The sequence below is a fragment of the Leptospira sarikeiensis genome (genome assembly GCF_004769615.1).
GTDB lineage: Bacteria > Spirochaetota > Leptospiria > Leptospirales > Leptospiraceae > Leptospira_B > Leptospira_B sarikeiensis.
In genome coordinates this window covers 258,058-278,101 of the sequence record NZ_RQGF01000030.1, presented here as the reverse complement: position 1 = coordinate 278,101, position 20,044 = coordinate 258,058, and the positions used below count along the sequence as shown (strand labels likewise).

22 protein-coding genes and 2 tRNA genes are annotated in these 20,044 nt (G+C 41.1%); 16 read left to right on the top strand and 8 right to left on the bottom strand.

Annotation, left to right across the window (positions count from 1 at the left end; all coding sequences use genetic code 11):
• Window positions 1-18: 18 nt before the first annotated feature.
• The gene (fliN, locus tag EHQ64_RS16245) at window positions 19-507 is read left to right on the top strand and encodes a flagellar motor switch protein FliN (protein WP_246048805.1); all 489 of its coding nucleotides are present in this window, start codon (window positions 19-21) and stop codon (window positions 505-507) included.
• Between the two features lie 43 nt (window positions 508-550).
• Here the strand turns inward: fliN and EHQ64_RS16240 are convergent, their stop codons facing one another.
• Genes EHQ64_RS16240 through EHQ64_RS16230 form a run of 3 tightly spaced genes read right to left on the bottom strand, consistent with a single transcriptional unit; the run spans window position 551 to window position 2,920 of the window.
• Window positions 551-1,477 carry an SPFH domain-containing protein gene (locus tag EHQ64_RS16240; RefSeq protein WP_135650852.1) on the bottom strand — a complete coding sequence of 309 codons (927 nt, stop codon included), beginning with the start codon at window positions 1,475-1,477 and terminating at the stop codon, window positions 551-553.
• Between the two features lie 8 nt (window positions 1,478-1,485).
• Window positions 1,486-2,418: an SPFH domain-containing protein gene (locus EHQ64_RS16235; RefSeq protein WP_135650851.1), complete on the bottom strand. Its 933-nt coding sequence runs from the start codon at window positions 2,416-2,418 to the stop codon at window positions 1,486-1,488.
• Between the two features lie 31 nt (window positions 2,419-2,449).
• A complete protein-coding gene (locus tag EHQ64_RS16230; RefSeq protein ID WP_135650850.1) occupies window positions 2,450-2,920 on the bottom strand; it encodes an NfeD family protein in 471 nt (156 codons plus the stop codon).
• A gap of 70 nt (window positions 2,921-2,990) precedes the next feature.
• Here EHQ64_RS16230 and EHQ64_RS16225 point away from each other — a divergent pair, with 70 nt between their 5' ends.
• The 6 genes from EHQ64_RS16225 (at window position 2,991) to fliM (ending at window position 8,504) form a co-directional block, all read left to right on the top strand.
• On the top strand, window positions 2,991-3,425 hold the full coding sequence (locus EHQ64_RS16225; protein ID WP_135650849.1) for a heme-binding domain-containing protein: 435 nt from the start codon (window positions 2,991-2,993) through the stop codon (window positions 3,423-3,425).
• Window positions 3,426-3,442: 17 nt separating this feature from the next.
• On the top strand, window positions 3,443-4,864 hold the full coding sequence (gene argH / locus EHQ64_RS16220; protein WP_135650848.1) for an argininosuccinate lyase: 1,422 nt from the start codon (window positions 3,443-3,445) through the stop codon (window positions 4,862-4,864).
• Entirely contained in the window at window positions 4,861-5,748 is an 888-nt protein-coding gene (locus EHQ64_RS16215; RefSeq protein ID WP_135650847.1) for a peptidylprolyl isomerase, read from the top strand. The genes argH and EHQ64_RS16215 overlap by 4 nt, the downstream gene beginning before the upstream one ends.
• Entirely contained in the window at window positions 5,748-6,359 is a 612-nt protein-coding gene (locus EHQ64_RS16210) for a hypothetical protein (protein ID WP_135650846.1), read from the top strand. The genes EHQ64_RS16215 and EHQ64_RS16210 overlap by 1 nt, the downstream gene beginning before the upstream one ends.
• Before the next feature lie 139 nt (window positions 6,360-6,498).
• Complete coding sequence (locus tag EHQ64_RS16205; protein ID WP_135650845.1) at window positions 6,499-7,482, top strand: hypothetical protein; 984 nt, start codon at window positions 6,499-6,501, stop codon at window positions 7,480-7,482.
• Window positions 7,479-8,504: a flagellar motor switch protein FliM gene (fliM, locus tag EHQ64_RS16200; RefSeq protein ID WP_135650844.1), complete on the top strand. Its 1,026-nt coding sequence runs from the start codon at window positions 7,479-7,481 to the stop codon at window positions 8,502-8,504. The genes EHQ64_RS16205 and fliM overlap by 4 nt, the downstream gene beginning before the upstream one ends.
• Window positions 8,505-8,569: 65 nt before the next feature.
• On the opposite strand, the gene EHQ64_RS16195 is transcribed toward fliM, so the two are convergent.
• Window positions 8,570-8,788, bottom strand: coding sequence for a ferredoxin (locus tag EHQ64_RS16195; RefSeq protein ID WP_100766811.1), 219 nt, complete (start codon window positions 8,786-8,788; stop codon window positions 8,570-8,572).
• A gap of 257 nt (window positions 8,789-9,045) precedes the next feature.
• Between EHQ64_RS16195 and lsa33 the strand changes: the two genes are divergently transcribed.
• Complete coding sequence (gene lsa33 / locus EHQ64_RS16190; RefSeq protein WP_135650843.1) at window positions 9,046-9,975, top strand: surface adhesin Lsa33; 930 nt, start codon at window positions 9,046-9,048, stop codon at window positions 9,973-9,975.
• A 56-nt stretch (window positions 9,976-10,031) separates the two neighbouring features.
• On the opposite strand, the gene EHQ64_RS16185 is transcribed toward lsa33, so the two are convergent.
• Together EHQ64_RS16185 and queF are read right to left on the bottom strand one after the other, a co-directional pair.
• Complete coding sequence (locus EHQ64_RS16185; protein ID WP_167882424.1) at window positions 10,032-10,289, bottom strand: SemiSWEET transporter; 258 nt, start codon at window positions 10,287-10,289, stop codon at window positions 10,032-10,034.
• Complete coding sequence (gene queF / locus EHQ64_RS16180) at window positions 10,289-10,702, bottom strand: preQ(1) synthase (protein WP_135650841.1); 414 nt, start codon at window positions 10,700-10,702, stop codon at window positions 10,289-10,291. Before queF ends, EHQ64_RS16185 begins: the two co-directional genes overlap by 1 nt.
• Window positions 10,703-10,794: 92 nt before the next feature.
• Between queF and guaA the strand changes: the two genes are divergently transcribed.
• Window positions 10,795-12,606 (top strand): glutamine-hydrolyzing GMP synthase, encoded by a 1,812-nt coding sequence (gene guaA, locus EHQ64_RS16175; protein WP_135650840.1) that lies wholly within the window; start codon window positions 10,795-10,797, stop codon window positions 12,604-12,606.
• A gap of 3 nt (window positions 12,607-12,609) precedes the next feature.
• Here guaA and EHQ64_RS16170 read toward each other — a convergent pair whose 3' ends face one another.
• On the bottom strand, window positions 12,610-13,059 hold the full coding sequence (locus EHQ64_RS16170; protein WP_135650839.1) for a DUF4505 family protein: 450 nt from the start codon (window positions 13,057-13,059) through the stop codon (window positions 12,610-12,612).
• Between the two features lie 59 nt (window positions 13,060-13,118).
• Between EHQ64_RS16170 and EHQ64_RS16165 the strand changes: the two genes are divergently transcribed.
• Window positions 13,119-13,189 (top strand) — tRNA-Cys (locus EHQ64_RS16165).
• 17 nt (window positions 13,190-13,206) lie between these two features.
• Window positions 13,207-13,293: transfer RNA gene (locus tag EHQ64_RS16160), tRNA-Leu, on the top strand.
• A gap of 4 nt (window positions 13,294-13,297) precedes the next feature.
• Here the strand turns inward: EHQ64_RS16160 and EHQ64_RS16155 are convergent.
• A complete protein-coding gene (locus EHQ64_RS16155) occupies window positions 13,298-15,268 on the bottom strand; it encodes an O-antigen ligase family protein (RefSeq protein ID WP_135650838.1) in 1,971 nt (656 codons plus the stop codon).
• A 116-nt stretch (window positions 15,269-15,384) separates the two neighbouring features.
• Here EHQ64_RS16155 and EHQ64_RS16150 point away from each other — a divergent pair, with 116 nt between their 5' ends.
• The 5 genes from EHQ64_RS16150 to EHQ64_RS16130 are packed head-to-tail and all read left to right on the top strand — an operon-like array spanning window position 15,385 to window position 19,903.
• The gene (locus EHQ64_RS16150) at window positions 15,385-16,284 is read left to right on the top strand and encodes a glycosyltransferase family 2 protein (RefSeq protein WP_135650837.1); all 900 of its coding nucleotides are present in this window, start codon (window positions 15,385-15,387) and stop codon (window positions 16,282-16,284) included.
• A gap of 1 nt (window position 16,285) precedes the next feature.
• A complete protein-coding gene (locus EHQ64_RS16145; RefSeq protein ID WP_135650836.1) occupies window positions 16,286-17,065 on the top strand; it encodes an LBBP_01157 family protein in 780 nt (259 codons plus the stop codon).
• Between the two features lie 2 nt (window positions 17,066-17,067).
• Window positions 17,068-17,655 carry a D-sedoheptulose 7-phosphate isomerase gene (gene gmhA, locus EHQ64_RS16140; RefSeq protein ID WP_135650835.1) on the top strand — a complete coding sequence of 196 codons (588 nt, stop codon included), beginning with the start codon at window positions 17,068-17,070 and terminating at the stop codon, window positions 17,653-17,655.
• Between the two features lie 12 nt (window positions 17,656-17,667).
• Entirely contained in the window at window positions 17,668-18,444 is a 777-nt protein-coding gene (locus tag EHQ64_RS16135) for an ATP-binding cassette domain-containing protein (protein WP_342775372.1), read from the top strand.
• Between the two features lie 13 nt (window positions 18,445-18,457).
• Entirely contained in the window at window positions 18,458-19,903 is a 1,446-nt protein-coding gene (locus EHQ64_RS16130; protein ID WP_246048802.1) for an FHA domain-containing protein, read from the top strand.
• Window positions 19,904-20,044 lie beyond the last annotated feature (141 nt).

Sequence of the window (20,044 nt, the reverse complement as noted above, 5' to 3'; positions counted from 1 at the left end):
GAATCCGAACGTTTAACAATATCTCAACGACTGGAAACCTATTCCGGCCGGGATTTAAGGGATTTTTGCGATTTTAATCTAAGCGGAGAACTGGATTCTCTACTTGGTGATACAGGCGGAGCTGGATCTTCTACTTCTCCTGCTGCGGGTGGCGCACCTTCCTTTGCGGATATTGCAGCTGCTCTCGGGCCTTCCGCTACTCCAAGTCCATCTCCCCAGAAAACAAGCAGTCGTTCTAGTTCTGTTTCTTCTAATACAGCGAATCTAAATTTACTATTAGATGTAAATGTTGCTCTTACCGTAGAGCTCGGCAGGACCAATATGTATATCAAAGATGTGCTTGGTCTAAACGAAGGTGCAGTTGTGGAATTGGACAATGCTGTCGGGGAAGATCTGGATATTCTTGCGAACGGCAAATTGGTAGGAAAAGGAAAACTCGTTTTATTGGATGATTATTACGGCATCCGGATCACTGAGATCGTAGATCCTTCTAGAAGGATGATCTAACGAAAAATCGTATCCGGATCTCTCCGGATACGATCTAAATCTTTTAAGACTTTTTCTCTTCGTTTCCTAAAACTGCTTTCATTACAGATTTAAAATTCGAAAGATTCAGAGGAAGAACAAGTTCTGTTCCGTCCTGTCCTAATTTTTCCACTTCTTTAATAAATCTCTGAGCGATCCTTAGTTTAACTGCTTCTTTTCCACCTTTTGTTTTGATGGAGGAGGCGAGTAATTCGATCCCTTTTGCGGTAGCGATTGCGATGGATTCGATTTCCGCCGCCTGACCTTCTGCTTCGTTGATCCTTTTTTGCTTTTCTCCCTCGGACTTATTGATCGCTTCTTCCTTAATACCTAAAGAACGGTTGATCCTGGAATCTCTATCTCCTTCAGAAAGAGAGATTTGAGCTTTTTTGCTGATTTGTGCCTTTTTCTCTCTTTCCATTGCTTCGAGAACTGATTTTGGGGGAGCGATATTTACGATCTCATAACGATTGACCCGGACTCCCCAAGGTTCTCCCGCTTGGTCTAGAACTTCTAGGATCTTACTATTGATCACTTCTCTTGTTTCAAAGGTAGTATCCAGATCCATGGTTCCGATGATCGCTCTCATTGTGGTTTGTACAAGTTGGGTCACGGCAAATCTATAATCATCTATTCCGTAGCTTGCTTTCTGTGGATCCAAAACTCTTAGGTAGAGAATTCCGTCCATCTCCACTTTCACGTTGTCCTTAGTGATACATGTCTGAGGAGGTACGTCGATCGCTTGCTCTTTTAAAGTGTGATAATATGCGTCTTCGTCTATGAATGGAATGAGTATATGAAAACCTGCATGCAATGTCCGATTATACTTTCCAAGTCTTTCTACAATGATACATTCCTGAGCAGAAATGATCCTGAGGGATCGATACAGTTTGTATCCTAGATATACTGCAAAACCTATCCAGAAGATCGTTAAAAAAATTGAAGTAAGCATGATCTACCTTATTCCTTTTCCGAACCTAAGCCGGGAAATTTGTTCGTGACTTTGGAAATTCCTTCGAAGAACCCGACTACGTTTGCCATCTCAGTAGGAAGGACCGTAGTTTTTGCTTTTTCTAATATAACTCCAAGGCCAGAGAGATAATCCTCAGTGATCTGAAGATTAACTGCCTCCGCTCCACCTTCGTTCCCGATCGCGTCGGAGATCATTTGGATCCCTTTCGCTTTTGCTTGGGCGATAAATTCGATCTCTTTTGCTTTTCCTTCCGCCTCGTTCACTTTCTTGATCTTCTCTCCTTCGGAAAGATTGATCGCTTCCTGTCTTTCTCCCATGGATCGATTGATCCTTGCGGCCTTTTCTCCCTCGGAGATCGTGATCTCAGCACGTTTAACTCGTTCTGCTTTTACTTGCTCTTCCATTTCATGCAAGATTTCTTTTGGAGGAGAAATGTTTTTAATCTCATAACGGGTCACTTTGATCCCCCAAGGATCTGTGGCCTCGTCTAAAGCGCGGACCACATTCGCATTAATATCATCTCTTTCTGAGAATGTATGGTCCAAGACCAGTTTTCCAATCTCCGAACGTAGAGTGGTTTGTGCTAGCTGGATGGTAGCATTTCTGAAGTTCTCGATCTCATAAGAAGCCTTGTATGCATCCATCACTCGGATGTATAAGATCCCGTCTACTAGTATCGAAACGTTATCTTTTGTGATACAGGTTTGAGGAGGGATATCGATCGCGATCTCTTTCAGATTTTGTCTGTATCTGATCTGATCAATAACCGGGATCAGAAAATGGAAACCTGCACCGAAGGCTCCTCTAAACACACCTAATCTTTCCACCACGAAACAGTAGTTTTGAGGAACTACAATGAATGTTTTTAAGACCAGGTAAATGACTAAGATAAACAACACTGTGAAATATAGCCCAAACATCTTTTTCTCCTTTTCTTTCTTATTTTAAATATTATATTTCTGGAAATTCGATCGGTTCTACTACGAAGGTTAAATTTTCCCTAAAGACTATTTTAGCTCTTTTTCCCGCAGGGATCCTTTTGGTCTTACTGATCGCGTCCCATTCCGTTCCTTGGAATTGGACCCTACCACCTTTCCGTTCTACTAAAATGTCTTTTGAAACTAGAACGATCCTTCCCGGACCTTCTTCCGGATTTAGGATCACTCTTTCACTCGCAGAAGGGAAGAATGCTCTTAAGAAACTTCCTCCAGCCCAAATCAGTAAGCCTGACAATACTGCCCAGATGAGAGATTGGGTCCAAAATTGGATTTCTATAAAATAGGTAAGAGCTCCCACGATCGTCGCGGACAAGCCTAAAAAGAATACAAAACCACCAGGTAGAAAGAGTTCCGAAATCATCAGAAGGATCCCGGATGCGATCCAAAGGTAAGAGAGGTTATGTCCGTCTTGTAAAAAGTCCATAGTTTAATCTTTTGGAAGGGGAAAATTCTATTTTCAAAAAGATTCCCGTCCATATTCTTAGCGGGAAACGATGAATAAAATTTGGATTCGTCTGGGAATCGGTTTACTGTTCGTATTCCTTGTTCTTCAATTTATCCCCGTACAACCTCCGTTGGGAAAGAATGCTAATGAAATCAAAACGGAAGAACGCGTCAAAAAGATTTTTCGAAAGTCTTGTTATGACTGTCATTCCGATCTGGTGGAATGGCCTTGGTATTCCAAAGTTTTTCCTGTTTCCTTATATATCTCTCATCATATAGAAGAAGGTCGCGAGGAGCTGAATTTTTCCGAATGGGAAACTCTTTCCAAGGATAAAAAAGCGGATTTAGCCGAGGAAATTTTAGAAGAAGTAGAAGAGGGCCATATGCCTCCTAAAGATTATATTTTTCTTCACTCTAATTCCAAGCTAGATAAGGAAGAGATAGAAATTCTAAGAGATTGGCTTCAATCTTATTCGGAAAATTAATAAAAGAAAGAATCGGAATGCAAACACCAAAAGAACAGAGAGCGAAACTTTGGGGAGGAAGATTTAAGGAGCAGGCTTCTTCTATCATGGAAAGGATCGGGGAATCGATCTCTTTCGATAAAAAATTATACAAAGAAGATCTAACAGGAAGTAGAGCCCACGCAAAGATGTTGGAAAAGATCGGCATCTTAAACTCAAAGGAATTATCAGATATTTTAGAAGGTCTGGACCAAGTTGAAAAAGAGATCGAGTCCGGAAACTTCAAATACAGTTCTGAGCTGGAAGATATTCATATGCATGTGGAATCTAGGCTCACTGAACTAAAGGGAGAAGTGGGTAAAAAACTTCATACCGCAAGATCCAGAAATGATCAAGTCGCCCAGGATACGAGACTCTATGTTAGAAATAGGATCTCTGAAATTTTACTTAGATTAGATTTATTGAGAGAAGCACTCTACGAGCAGGCTTCTAAAAATATAGATACGATCATTCCGGGTTATACTCATTTACAGGTTGCTCAGCCGATCAGAGCCTCTCATTTCCTATTAGCATATTTTTGGATGTTCACTCGAGACTTGGAGTTTTTCGAATTCGCAAGTAAGACGGCAAATATTTTAGTTCTTGGATCCGGAGCGATGGCTGGGGTCAATTATGAGAATGACCGGAATTTTTTGGCCTCCGAACTAAAGACGGATTCTATCTCTCCGAACAGTATGGATGCAGTAGCAAGTAGAGATCATCTTCTACAATTCTTGTCTGCTTCTGTGCAAACTATGTTGCATGCTTCTCGTTTTTGCGAGGATATCATCATTTATTCTTCTCAGGAATTCGGACTGATCAAACTTCCTGACTCACTGACTACCGGATCTTCTATCATGCCCCAGAAAAAGAATCCGGATATTGCAGAATTGATCCGCGGAAAGTCCGCAAGGGTCGCTGGAAATCTGAATCATTTGATCGGACTTCTAAAAGGTTTACCACTAACGTATAATCGTGATTTACAAGAAGACAAGTTAGCTGTTTTTGATGCTGTGGAAACTGTTCTACTTAGTTTGGAAGGATTGGAGGCAATGGTTTCCGAAATGTCTTTCAGACCGGAAAGGGGAGAAAGATCCTTGAAAGAAGGATTTGCAACCGCTACGGACTTAGCGGACTTCTTAGTAGGTCAGAAGAATATTCCATTTAGAACTGCTCATGAGCTTGTAGGAAGACTTGTTTCGGAATGTGTGGAAAAAAAAGAGAATTTATTCACTATCTCCGAAGAAATCCGAAAAGGGATTTCTCCTTATTTTACAGGAGAAGAATATACGAAAGCGGTAAGTTTGGAACTGTCCACGGATAAAAAATCCAGTTATGGTGGAACTTCTAAGACAAGACAATTAGAGCAATTGGAATTAGCGAAACAATCTATTAAATCAATCCAAAGGAAAACAATATGAATCGTCTTCTTCTAAAATCAAGCCTGGGTGCATTTTCCCTATTCTTGATTTTATTATTCTCCTTTGCCTGCAAGGCAAATCCATATGCAGAACAAAGATATGTGCCGGAAGCTTATACTCCAGTTGATGTAGTAGTCAAAAAGGAAGAAAAACCTCGTTCTCCACTTCCTGAAAAACCTGCAATTTATGCTCTTATGCAAACTACACAAGGAGATATGCTTTTCGAATTATACGATAAGGATGCTTCTAAGACTGTCCAAAACTTCATCGATCTTGCTCAAGGAGAGAAAGAATTCACTCTTCGTAACGGACAACCTCAGAAACGACCTTTCTATGATGGTCTTACATTTCATAGAGTGATCGAAGGATTTATGATCCAAGGTGGATGCCCTTATGGGGATGGATCCGGAACTCCTGGATATAGATTCGCTGACGAGATCAATGCTGCAAGTTTAGGGCTGGACCAAGTCAAAGCAGGGCAATCTCAATATTATACAGGATATCTCTACAGATATGTCGGCGGGGAACTAGGTATCCGCAGCCAAAGAGAAGCGGATGAAAGAAGAGAGGAATTGGAAAGTAATTTAGAAAAAGCTAAAAATCTTTCCGTGATGGAAATTCTCTACAGACTAGGTTACCGCTATAATAATGTAGTTAAAAGTAAGAAGGCGATCAAGGGAGCCCTTGCTATGGCAAATGCAGGTCCGAACACAAACGGTTCCCAATTCTTCATCAACCAAGTAGATACTCCTCATTTGGAAGGACTACATACCGTTTTCGGACAATTGATCCAAGGCGAAGACGTAGTGAATAAGATCATTGCTTCCGGAAACGGAAAGACCACGATCCGAAAAGTTTCTATCTTCGATAAGAGGACAAAATAATGAGTCCTTCCCCGGATCAGGATCCTATTTTTCTTTCGGTTGCACGAGAGATCCAGGGATCTGCGTCTACGGGAAGGGTCCTAGAAAAAGTATCCGGATTGTCTGTCGACGGATCCAAAGGTGAGGAGCTATTCTCGGAGATCCGAAATAAGAAGGAAACCGCTTGGGACTTTCGTTCTGTAGCACTTCTGATCCGGCTCATCCAACAAAATAGGCAATCAGTCAGTCATTCTTACGAAGAAGCAATGGCCCGTTATAGTAAGGTAAATACTTTAACTGCGAAAAGAAAGGCGAATGAGGAAGAAGTTCGCCTCAAGCAGACTTTAACGGATTACATTCTCAAAATAGAATCCAATTTCGAAAAGAATGACAGAGCGGACGAGTCCATATTAAAAGAGATCACCAGGTTTTTTGACGGGCTCGAATCTGCAGAAAAACTTTCGGAGGCAAATATCTCCAGCCTCAATCTTTCTCCCAAGTCGGTCTCTCAGATCCAGCCAATACTAGACAAATATGAAGAATGTTTTCAGGAATATAGTAAACTGAAACCTGTGCTCGGCCGTTTGATCCGGATCGCAGACTATATCATAGAGGACGCGGAAGGCCTTTAATTCTTCTTTTCTCTAATAATTTTCCGGTATTTTTCAATTGGTTTTGTCTCTTTTTGCCGAAATCTAGTATAGAGCGGTAGAATATAAACTTCCTAGGCCATAGCCGTCTGGCCTGGAAAAACGAAAAACCGAATCTAGAATGAAACGAATTCTGATCTTTACAGTTTTACTCTTAAATGTAAGCCTTCATGCATTTCCGAATAGAAATGCAAGGGGAGAAGTTTCCGAAAATTATATCCAAGCCCAAGGGATCGTGGATATCAAACTCCCAAAAATGCAATTTCGGGAAAAAGAACCAGTATCCGCATTATTATCCGTTAAAAATACAGGAAACGAAGTATTAAGAATATTCCCATACGGGAAAGATCTGCGTTCCTTCCAAGTGATCGTTAGAGACGAAGACGGAAGAACTGTCACTCGCGTAGAAGAGGAAAGAAAACAAGACCCTGTCTTAAAAAGACGCAATAAGGTAGAAAACTTAGTAGGGGACGAGGTCAAAGAGATCATACTTCATAAGGACGAGATCTTCTCGAAAGAGATCCGGATTGATCATCTATACGAGCTTGAACCAGGCAAAAAGTATTTTGTAACCGCATATTTCTATCCGAATATCTCCGAATATGGAGATCATTTCCTTCGTTCCGAAAGCCATCCTTATTTCAGCGTAGAAGAGCGTAAGAAAGATTGGGTGCTTCCTGGAGTTCCTTATCAGGATCCTGAAACCGACGGGCTCGAGCCTGAAGAAGTCATTCACTTATTCTTAGGCGCAGAAAAGAAGAAGAATTGGAAATTACATTTTAAATGGATCCACTTCCCGGAATATATTTTGGCATATGATCGATATGCCAGAGATTGGCAACAATCGGAAGAAGCGGAAAAAGATTTTGTATTGGAAGAATTCAGAAATTATCTCTCAGAAAACAGATCCGGTGTGTTACAATACTATAAGATCCTGGGAGTAGAAAAAGTGAATTCTAATCTTTCCAAAGTAAGAGTTGCAGTGGAAAGAAGAGTGAATAAGGTTCCAGTCAGATACGAATACGAATTTACTTTAAGAAGAGTGCCGGAAGATTCCGGAATGTTTTGGAAAGTGGCTAATCTCATAGCGAAGGTAAGAAAATGACCGAGATATTATCCCAGGACGAAATTGACGCATTATTAAACGCGATCTCCAGCGGGGAAGTGGCGGAAGACGAATATTCCTCCGTGGGAGAACAAAAAAAGGTCAAAATCTACGACTTCAAACGCCCGGATAAATTTTCTAAAGACCAGATCCGTACTCTACAAATGATGCACGAGACTTTCGCTCGTCTTGCAACCACAGGACTTTCCGCTCAGTTACGAGCTTTAGTTCACGTTCACGTTGCTGCTGTGGATCAGTTAACATACGAAGAATTCATTCGTTCCATTCCGAATCCTACGACTCTTGCAGTCATCAATATGGACCCTCTTCGTGGTTCCGCAATTTTAGAAATCGACCCATCTATCTCATTCACGATCATCGACCGTCTTTTCGGTGGTAAGGGAGAAACTGCAAAGATCTCCAGGGAACTTTCAGAGATAGAGATGAGCGTAATGGAAGGGATTATAGTTCGTATCTTAGGAAACATGAGGGAAGCATGGTCCACAGTGATCGACCTTCGTCCTCGTTTGGGAAACATCGAAACAAACCCTCAGTTCGCTCAGGTTGTACCTCCGAATGACATGGTGGTTTTGATCAACTTGGAAACTAAGATCGGGGAAGTGGAAGGTCTAACCAATCTTTGTATTCCTTATATCACGATCGAGCCGATCATCAATAAACTCTCCGCTCAATACTGGTATTCCTCCATCCGCAAGGGAGAATTGGACGAGAACCGCGCAATCATCCAGGAACGTTTGGATCAGGTCCAAATCCCGGTAATCGCAGAAGTAGGATCCGTAGACATTTCCATTTTGGATTTTATGAATCTAACTGTTGGGGATGTTGTAAAACTGGAAAACACTACTACCAGATCCGATATGCTCGTAAAAGTGGGAGAGCGTAAGAAGTTTAAATGTCTTCCTGGCCGCGTAGGGAACAGACTTGCGATCCAGATCGGAGAGAGGGTAGAAGATATTCCGGACGAATTACTTGGTTCTACTCGTTCCGAGCAAGAATACTAAGATATAAAAAAAGCGGGATAAACATCCCGCTTCTCATTCAAAAAGAATTTTATATTTTTATAAGATTACTTTCTCCAGTGAATACATTCACCAGGACATTCATCCATTTCTTTTTGAACGGTTTTCCAATCTTCTTCAGGGATCTGAGCTTGGTTTACATTCTCTCCACCGATATGGGTTTCGGAAGTATCATTATCATCCATTTGAAAGTATTTAGGAAGATTGTCTGCACACTGGTTGCATGAGGTACAGTTGTCCTTGTCCACGTAAGCTATTTTGGTCATTCTGTCACTCCTCGGAACATACTAAAGTTCATCTATTTGGCGGTCTAGGGCTACAATTTCGGCCTGGGGGGTAACGCGCAATACCTTTTCAGAAAGGTTTCTCCGGCGTTGATTGTCAATCTCAGCGGGTTTGAATGGCTTTCTTTAATGATACTTCTATCGCCTGAATTATTCAGTATAGCTGCTGTAAAAATGTGGACGGAAATTTCTTTCATCGATATTCTTCCTAAACCTAATTAAGGGAGAATCAGAACTAAATGAAACGGATAGCCATAGCCTTCTTTCTGGCCCTGAGTATTGTTTTTGTAGATTGTAAAAAAGCCAAGGAAGATCTCCAAGGGGGAGTGATCACCTTCTCCAAGGGAACCGTAAAAATATTCGATAAAGCAGGAAAAGAAAAACCTGTATCAGTAGATACGTTTCTACTTCCGGAAGATAAGATAGAAACAGGAAAGGATTCCTATGCTGACCTTCAATTAACCGAAGGTGTGCTTGTTCGTATCAAAGAAAATACAAGCCTTACATTAAAGAAAATTTTCATAGATTCAGCAAACGGAGAAACTTACGCGGATCTTGGACTAACCAAGGGGAAAGTTTTCGCAAAAGTTGCAACCAAGCTAACCAAAACTTCCAAATTCACAGTTTCCACTCCTACAGTCGTAGCTTCCGTTAGAGGAACCGAATTCATAGTAGAAGAAACCGGTAAAGGAACAAGTACCAGAGTTTCCGACGGATCTGTAGAAGTTGCGGATTCAGATAATCCTGAAAGCCAAGCAGTTGCAGATTCAGGTGAAGAAGTCAGCTCCGACGGAAATAATTTCAAAGAAGAGCCTTTGACAGAAGACGAATTGAAAGAATTAAAAGATGATTCCGCTACGATCCAATCTATTACTGAAGAACAAAGAGCTCGGATCCAAGAGATCTTGAAAGACTTCCAAGAAAATAAAGCAAGGATACTCGAAGGCCTCGAAGAGCAGAAACAAAGAAATAAAGAGCTTATCGAAGGCGCGAAGGAAGAAAATCGTAAACTTATAGAGGATGCAAAAAGCGCCGGAAAAGAAGAAAAGGCGGCGATTGAAAAAGCTGGAAAAGAAGAGAAAGAAAAAGTAAAATCTTCTATAGACGACGCAAAGAAAGAACTGGAAAACCAGCGTAAATCTTTGAAAGACCAGGCGGCTCCTAAATAATCTTTGGAAAAAGCCGATTGGTAAAAAGCCGTCCGAAGGGGCGGCTTTTTTTATTCTTATTCCTTGGATCTAATTTTGTACCAAAGAATGGTGCAGGTAAAAAGTAGAGTGAAACCGTTTGCTAAAGTGATCGGGAAATCGTTTCTTAAGATCCCATAACAGAACCAGAAAAAAACTCCGACCGAAAGGATCAGATACATATTTCTGGAAATGTCTCTGGTCTTCTTTTCCAAGACCACTTTGATCACTTGTGGAACGAACGCCAAGGTGGTAAGAGTGCAGGCGATAAATCCTAGTAAAGAAATCGGATCCATCATTTGCTTTGGTATTCTCTTGTGACTATAGTTTTTATCCCGCCTCTCAAGTTATAATCACCCTTGACTCGGATAAATTTCGGATCTACTGATTGGACTAGATCTTCTAAAATATGGTTCACAACGTTTTCATGGAAAATCCCAAGATTTCGGTAGGCGAGAATATATTCTTTTAGAGATTTAAGCTCTATACATTTTGCCTTAGGAATATAGCTGATCTCAATTACCCCAAAATCCGGGAGTCCGGTTTTAGGACAGACTGCTGTGAACTCCGGAATGGTAAAATCGATTGTGTAATCCTTACCTTCGTACACATTGGCGAAAGATTCTATCTCTGGAAGTTTCAGATTGGGGATATGATCCTGTCTTCCCTCATAAGCAGAGATTCCGATCGACTCTTGTTGATGGCTCATGATTCCCTCTTTAAAACCAGAGTTTTCCGGACTTTGTCTCTGGGAATCTTTTTACATTTCTATTTTGGAAGGAAACTTTTAGGTTACTCGGAATGAAGCACCAAAATGTCATTGGGATTGTGGATTTTGGAGGGCAGTATGCCCATTTGATCGCCTCTAGGATCCGTCGCCTGGGAGCTTATTCTGAAATTTTAAGTAACGACGAACCGATCGAAACCTATTCCAAACTATCTGGCCTGATCCTCTCCGGAGGACCGGAAAGTGTATACGAGCCAGATTCTCCTTCCTTGCCAGTCGAAGTTTTAAAACTCGGAATTCCTGTTTTAGGAATTTGTTACGGTCACCAGCTCATGATGAAACTTCTCGGTGGAGAAGTCAAAAAAGCGGGAACCGCAGAATACGGAAGAGCCGCTTTAGATTTTATTGATACTTCAAAAACAAAACTTCTCCAAGGATTTAAAGGAGGAGAGGTCGCATGGATGAGCCACGGAGACGAGGTTACCAGGCTTCCGGAAGGATTTGTTAGAACTGCATCCAGTCAGGATTGTGAGTACGCAGTGGTGGAAAATCCGGCCCAAAGATGGTTCGGGATCCAGCTTCACCCGGAAGTAACTCATACAGAAAAAGGTTCCGTTCTCTTAGAAAATTTCGTAAAAATTTCAGGAGCGGAAGGAACCTGGGATCTAAAACAATTTTTAGATCTAAAAGAAGAAGAATTACATACAGTCGTTCCAAAGGATAAAAAGATCTTTTTACTCGTTTCCGGAGGAGTGGATTCTACCGTTTCTTATCTTCTTCTTTCCAGAGCATTAGGGAAAGATAGAGTGAAAGGGGTTCTCATAGACACCGGCTTTATGAGAAAGAACGAAGTTTCTTCTCTCCAAGAAAAACTGGCTCCTCAAGGGATCCAATTACATGTTCACGATGCTTCCGAATTATTTTATACGAACCTGAAGGGTAAAAAAGATCCGGAAGAAAAACGTAAAATTGTAGGAAATCTTTTCTTACAAGCCCAGGCGGATTGCGCAAGAAGTCTGAATTTAAATGCGGACGAATGGCTTCTCGGGCAAGGAACGATCTATCCGGACACGATCGAAAGCGGCGGAACGAAACATTCGCATACGATTAAAACCCATCATAATAGAGTAGAAGCCATCCAAAAATTGATGGAAGAGGGCAAAGTAGTAGAGCCAATCAAAGACTTATACAAGGACGAGGTTCGTGAACTTGGAAATTATCTAGGACTTCCTCAGGAATGGACTGGAAGACATCCTTTCCCAGGGCCTGGTCTTGTAGTGAGAATGATCGCCCAAGAAAAACCGGTAGAAGAAGCTGTTCAGACCAAATTGAATGAGCTCTTGGCTTCTGATCCTTCTCTACAAGGAAAACTTCTTCCTGTTGCTTCTGTTGGAGTAAAGGGAGACCAAAGATCCTACGCTCATTGTGCAGCAATTTCTGGCGAAGAAAACTGGGATAAACTGGATAAGATCTCCACTGCAATTACGAACCAAATCGCTTCCATTAATCGAGTCGTTCTGTTCTTAGGGAAGAAAGCAGAATTCGAAAAGGCAAATTTCCAGTTTCAGGCAATCGACTTGGACCAAAAAGATTCTGATATTTTGAGAGAAGCGGATGCAGCTGTAGAGAGAGTTTTACAGAATAGAAAGATCTACGACAAGATTTGGCAAATGCCAGTGGTACTTCTACCGATCGGATCCGAAAAAGGAAAAAGAAGTATCGTTCTTCGACCCGTAGATTCTCAGGAAGCGATGACCGCTAGCTTTTTCCGATTGGAAAAGGACGTTTTAGAAAAGTTGGTCTCGGAAGTAGTCAAGGTCCCTGAAATAGAATATGTATTTTTTGATCTTACGAATAAACCTCCAGGCACGATCGAGTGGGAGTAAGTTCTAAGGTTCTAAGGAAGTTCCGGATTTAGGGATCCTGTATTCTTTTTCCTTCCAGAGTAAATCCCAGTTTTCGGGGTTTTCTTTCCATTCTAGTTCCGGATCCAATAGAATTTCAATGGAGATCCTTCCCCAAATTTCATTTTTAAATGGATGGATCAGGTTCTCGTTCGGATCGAATTTCAATTTTTCCGGTTGGAAATGGATCCCTTTCTCTCCTCCGTAGAAAATTTCATCTCCAATCCTATGCTTAAACAAAATAGGATAGGTATTTGTTTGTACAAAATTCATTTCATTCCCACAAGGGGAGATATAAGAATATTCCGGATAAGAACCGCTCCGGTTTTTTTCCAAATGAGTAAAAAAGAAATCTAAGAATTTTTTGTCCGTCAGCTCGGAATCCTCATGGAAGAGTCTGCCGTTTGAATCGATCCTGTAGAAATAGATCCTCAAAGTCTTTCCTCCACTTTTCTATTGACACCTCGCCCAGACACAAAATCATACCTCATATCGGCGTCGTGGCCAAGTGGTAAGGCATGGCTCTGCAAAAGCTTGATCCCCGGTTCGAATCCGGGCGACGCCTGGCAGAGTCTTCGAAACGCCTGGATGGTGGAATAGGTAGACACCCAGGACTTAAAATCCTGTGAGTTCACGCTCGTGCGGGTTCAAGTCCCGCTCCAGGTACCAAACTTTACTCTGATTTAAAATCGCAGAGATCTCCCAGATCCAATGCCGGAAAATCTACCGGCATAGCCGGATCAAATCCTCCAAATCTGATCTTAAAACTCCTGAAAAATACGATATCAGGAAAGATCGTAACCTTAGCTAGTCCCAAGCTCTCTTTCCAAACGAAGGAATTCCAACCTGATTTCAGAATGATTTCCTTCTGGTCCAAATCGAATTTTCTATGAGACCAATACAGCTTATCCTCATCGAAGGCTTCTTCTGAGAAAACAGTGATTTGTATTTTAGTCGGAGGATTTTTTGCGCTTGGAGAAATATAAAAACCAAGGGAGTAATCTTCTTCTCTTAACTTCGCTGGATTCGGATATCTATGGGTAAGACATCCTTCCACAGAAAATTCTGATCCTGCATCAGAACCTTGGACGAGTAATTCTTCTCCAAGCTTTTTTGATCTTTCTTCCGTTTGCTTGCGAAAAGGTAAGATCCTTTTTTCAATTTGTTTTGTGAGTTTAGATGAATTTGCGAATACCTGTCTTCCATAAGCGAGTTCCGGAGGAATAGAGAGTCTCCAGATCCAAAATACTGTATTCAATAGAAACGTGATGGAGATGAATATTACGGAACCTTTGGAAAATCCTTTTTCTTCCTTTGGATTTTGACCCCATAAGATCCCTGCTAGTGCAAAAAAGGGAAGCGCAACCTCGTCATCTAAAAGATAACATTGGAAAAATCCGGCCACCCAGATGAATCCAACTCCCACTATAGGAAAATTTCCATCCTTCCAATCGCTTGATTGGACCCTTCTGAAAAGTAGATAAAAGAATCCGATCCATAAAATTCCGGAAAGCCAGCCTCCTACGATCGCAAATTCCAAAAGATCATTATGCGCGTGTTTATTCGGAGTGATATATAGTTCGTACCAAAGTTGTTCATTCTTTTGGATGAATGATTTTGAGACTTCTGAACTCGTTTCCTTAAATCTGCCTCCACCTGTTCCGAGCAGAGCGGTTTCAGAAAGCAAAGGTAGGCTAAGTTTATAGATCCAATATCTTTGATTTTCAGGAGTTTGGATCTCGGTGAGTTGCCCGAGTGTTCTTTGTAAAAGCCAATTCTTTTGATAAAAGTAACGGATCCCAAAACCGATCAGAATAACAAAGAAAAGAAGAATGGAAATTCGAAATACGGTCACTCTCGGAAATTGGTTTTGGAAAGATCTCGAATGAGAAATTAAGAAATAGAGAAGAACTGCAAATACTCCCAACCAAGCGGATTTACTTTGGTTGAGTAGAAATACCCAAAGAGAGAATAGCAGAGGGATTAAAAAAACGACAAACTGTTTTAGCTTCTTCTCTTGTAGTTTTTTAAGGGTAATTAAAAAGATCCCCGGGATATAAAAGGAAAGCAAACCTCCATAGGTCAAATGAGTGTTCATAAGACCGATCGGCAAATAGGTCTCAAATCCGAAAAGAGGACCTGCTGGATGTTGTCTTCTATCTCCTGGAGCCGGAGAAAATCCGTTGGAGATAAATTTTCCTAATCTATACTCGCTGAATACGGAGGCGATCCCGGAAACAAGAACTAGCAAGAAAGAGATCCATACAAATCTATAGATCAGATCTCTATTCTTTTCTTCGGAAGCATGGACTGCTGCGATTGGAAAGATTATTGATAACCAAAAATCTCCCGCCTCGGATTGCCTAGTAAACGTTTTCCAAAAATTAGCATATTCTCCCCAATGATACAAGGAAGATAGAAAAACGAGTGCATAGGCTCCTAATATGAAAGCCCAAGGAAGTAGAAATGGTTTTACTTTCGGAAAATTTTCTTTGGGAGAGAATAAAAACCAGAATATACAAAAACCTGCGAAGATCTGAGAGGCCGAGACGGATAAGGGAAAGGCAACTAAAAATAGTAATAAAGAATAGAAGGATAGTTTTCTGGACCGCTCGGGAATACCTGAAATCGAAGGAAGTTTCACCGGTCCCCAGACTTTCCTTTTCCCCTCAGATTTCCAGAAAAAACCGCTGACAAAGAAGGAATTCCTACTATTTTAGGAATTCCTCCGAGCCAAAGGATTCGGGCCATCTGCAGACTATGACGGAAACCTCTAAAACAAAGGAACCTTCTTCCCCTAAAAAAAAGAAAACCAAGCCGAAAGCTCCCTTAAGCAGGAGTTCTGTCCGGGAGAGGTTCCTAAAAAAACTTTCAGTCGCGATCATTACGTATAACGAAGAGAAAAATATCGGAGACTGCATCCGGTCTTGTAGAGATATCGCTGACGAGATCATCGTTCTAGATTCGAATAGTACGGACAGGACGAAAGAGATCAGTGAGTCTTTCCCGGAGGTGCGTTTTTCTTCTCAGAATTTTAAAGGGCATGTGGAGCAGAAGAATGATGCAATCTCCCTTTGTAAGAATGAATGGATCCTTTCTTTAGATGCCGATGAAAGACTAAGTGAAGAATTACAAGATTCTCTTAGATCATTTTTAGAAAGTCCGGAAGATTCAAATCTGAACGGTTTAAAAGTTTCCAGACTTACATTTCATATGGGAAGGTTTATCCGTTTTTCCGGATGGTATCCTCAAACGAAATACAGGATCATTCGAAAGTCCAAATCAAAATGGATCGGAGAAAATCCTCATGATTATCTTGTCGTGGAAGGTAAGGGAAAGAAGATCAAAGGAGATATTCTTCACTATAGTTTCGCTGATCTTTCCCAGCAAGTGGATACGATCAATAAATTCTCTTCTATCGTTTCCTGGACCCGCTGGAAAAAGAATAAAAAATTCTCAGTTCTTAGAACGATCATTAAACCATTCGGGAAATTCGTGGAGATCTTCTTTTTCAAATTCGGATTTCTAGACGGATTTCCCGGATTTACGATCGCAGTTTCTTCCGCATATTCCACTTTTTTAAAAGAAGCCAAGGTCTTTGAGATGGAAGGAAAATTGATAGAAAGACCATCCAATCTCAGAAAAGATTACGGAAATTAAGATGGCCAAGGGCAAAAAGAAATCCGGTTTTTGGAATAAGATCTTCTTTTGGAGAAAAAAGAAATACGTAGTCGCAGAATCGGATAAAGAATTAGTCCGCGATAGTAGAGGTTATACCTGGGAATTAAAAGACCTTAGAGAAAAAGCGGATCGTTTCTTTCTTACTCGTAAAAAACCTTCCGGTCCAATTTTTGAAAACACTTCTCTAAAACTTACCAAGAACAATCGACATCTATTCCGTTTGGAAGGTAAGGAAAAATCCGGAAGAGAATATTCCTTGGTGATCGCGACCGGAAATTATCTTACGGATCAGGGCGGAAAAGTCAGCGGTGTTTTATTCTTAGGAGAAGCGGATCTGAATCGTCTCCTCGGAGGAGATCATAAGAGTTTAAAATCGGTCTTGTCCGGGATCTCTGCACCGAACTGGGATGAGGAATCTTGGTCTGTTCTACAGGAAGAACCTGAACTGAAACGTTCTGTGGATTCTTGGAAAGAGATCTTAAACTGGGAACCGATGTGGAAACAACAGATCGTTATCCAACTTAGACCCAGCACAATCGCAATACTATTGATATTTTTAGGGAAAGAATTCGAAGAATTATTCCAAGCAAATTCCTCGGAACGGGTCAGACAAATTGTTTCTAAGGAATTATATTTTTTAAACGTGAGTGGAAATCGTAATTCTCCTCATTCCGAGAATTTAACATTGTATGAGTTCGATTCTGCCAAAAAAGAATTCGAGTCAGTGCTGTTAAAAATCCGGTCTAAAAAGGAAAGATAAATATGGAACTGAAAGAAATCGCTTCCAAACAAATATTGGATTCAATCGAGACAAAAAAGGCAGTGTTAGATACACTTCTTCCCGAGATAGAACAAGCGGGTAAGATTGCCTCCGAAGTATTAAGAAAAGGAAATATGATCCTATTCTGTGGGAATGGGGGATCTTCTTGTGACGCTTCTCATATTGCTGCGGAACTAGTGGTTCGTTATAAATCAGGGAATGAGAGAAGGGCCTTGCCTGCAATTTCACTCTCTGCGGACTCTGCGGTTTTAACGGCTTGTTCCAACGACTATGGATACGAAGACGTATTTTCTAGACAGGTAGAAGCTTTCGGAAAACCGGGAGATCTGCTTGTAGGACTTTCAACAAGTGGGAATTCCAAAAACGTGATCTCCGCTACCGAGGCCGCAAAAAAGATCGGAATGAAAACGATCTCATTACTCGGAGGGGACGGAGGAAAATTGAAAGGAATGGCGGATTTGGATCTGATCATTCCTAGAAAAGAAACCGCAAGGATCCAAGAATCTCATATTTTGATCGGACATATCATTTGTTCCATCATTGAATACGAACTGTTTCAATTGGGATAAACTTTGGAACATGTGTTTTCGGAGCAAATTTTATCTGTAGAAGGTCTAGATGTTCAGATCGGATCTTCTTTTATTTTAAAAAATTTCGATTTCCAAATCCATAAAAAAGAGATCCATGCTCTTGTCGGAGAATCCGGGAGCGGTAAATCCACATTTGCAAATGTTGTCCTTGGACTTTTAAATGAAGAGGCCCTCATCTCTTGGAATAAATTTAAGATCTTCTCCCAAGAAATACAAGCCGCAGATTTTTCCCTTTGGAAAGATTGGAGAGGAAAAAGGATCAGTCTCATTCCTCAAACTTCAGCGATCGGATTACATCCTTTTCTAAGTATTCGTTCCCAGGTTTTGGAATATTTTCACCTTGTTCAACCTCGGCTCGCAAACGACGAAACGGGAATTCGTTTGTTGGAAGAATTCGGACTCTCTGATCCGAAGGCTGCATGGAATTCCAAGCCTCATCAACTCTCGGGTGGAGAAAGGCAAAGAATACTCGTACTACTTTCGGTGTATTCCGGAGCGGATCTGATCCTCGCAGACGAACCTAGTTCAGCCCTAGATCCGGATACTGGCAGATCCATCCTGAAACTTTTGCAAAAGAGGGTCCGGGATTTGGATGCAGGGCTTCTATTTATCAGTCATGATCTTAGTTCTGCTATGGAATTCGCCGATACTATAACAGTAATGAAAAGCGGGCAGAAGCTGGAGACTATAAAAAAGGAGAAGGGGACTTGGAACCCTAATTCTGAGTACTCCAGAAAACTGTTTACTTTGGATCAAAATCCAGCTTAAATTGCCAAACCATATGATTCGGTCCTTCTACAAATATGCTCTGATCTTTGCGGTTTGCATTTATCCATCGTTTGTCGGATCTGAAAGTATTCATCTGGAAGAATACGATATATCCAGATATCCGAAATTGGAACTCAAACTTAGAACAAGCAAGGGTGTTGCACTGGATCAAGAGATCCTGACCGTTTCAGAACAGAAAGAAAATCGTTATAGAAGAGTCGGGCCATTGAAAATACAAAGGCCTGAGGGAACAAGACCGGTCCATATTTATCTGATCACCCAGATGACAAACTCATTTGATCATAATGTGCAGGCGACCGAGATCTTAAAAACGATTGTTGAAAGAGCGGACTCTGCTGATCGATTCAGTTTCATATTTTTTACAGATGATGTGTTCTTTTCAAAAGATGATCTCAGTAAAACTGACGCTTTAAAAGAAGCTAAGGTTCCTGGTGGGAAGTCCAACAGAAACAGTTCTGCCAATTTAGATTATGTATTTCAGAAAATCTCTCCTCGTTTGAAGGAAACGGATTATATTCTAACCCTATTTTATGATCAGGATCTTATCCCTTCCAATGAGGCACAGAACGGGGAATATACTCCGAATATCCCGATCCATGTTCTTTCATTTCCATCTACAGGAGCCAAATTCTTGGCCAAAAGATATGGTGGAACATTCTACTCTTTAAATAGTGCTGATTTCAGAAGCCAACTTTTTGGAGATATAGATTATTTCAGAAAAGAACCTTGGTCCCTCGTATACGAATCACCTTTTCAAGACGAATGGCAATTCCAGGGAAACGGTTTTGTAGAAGTAGAATTAGAGACCAAAAATTCCAGAAGGATCAGCTTCTCCTACGATCTTCCTTTCCGGACCAGGCTCGCCGTATTTCTTTTACATCCTTCTATCTTTCTTCCAAGCTTTACATTCTTACTAGTTCTTACATTGGTTGCTCTGATCATCGTTTTGAAAAAGGGGAAAAGGCAGAATCCTGAAGGGACTGTCAGCCCGGAAGAAAGACTTCATACGATAGAATTCGAACAAGACGCCTATCGAAAGATGTATGGGAATCAATACCAGTTAGTCTATTCGGAAGAAGATCGGATCGAAACAGAAAGAGCCGCTCCAGTCGCATTAAAAGAATTCGAGCAGGGAGAATCCTACGAGAAAGCTACGTTGGTTTTCAAAGAAGGTAGAAATCCAGGCAAACAATATTCGTTAGGAAGAGCTGAGACAAATATTGGGAATTCTGATCTATGCGATCTAGTTTTGTATGAACAATCCGTCAGTAAAAATCATGCCAGGATCAGAAAGGTAAGAAATCGATATATACTCTATGATCTAGTCTCTGAGGCAGGGACCTTTCTAAACGGAAAAAAAATTTTGAGACCAAGGATCCTTTATGATTTCGATGAGATCGGAATCGGAAAAGCGCTTCTGGTATTCCGAGGCAAATAGTTAGAATCGTTGGAGGTCCTACGGAACCTTCTTTACGAAAAACCCCTGATTTTTAGCATGGAAGAGAACTTCCCGTACCATTCCTGTTCCATACTCGGAGAACCAGGGAAGTCTAATCTATAATCTTGAATTATCCCCTGG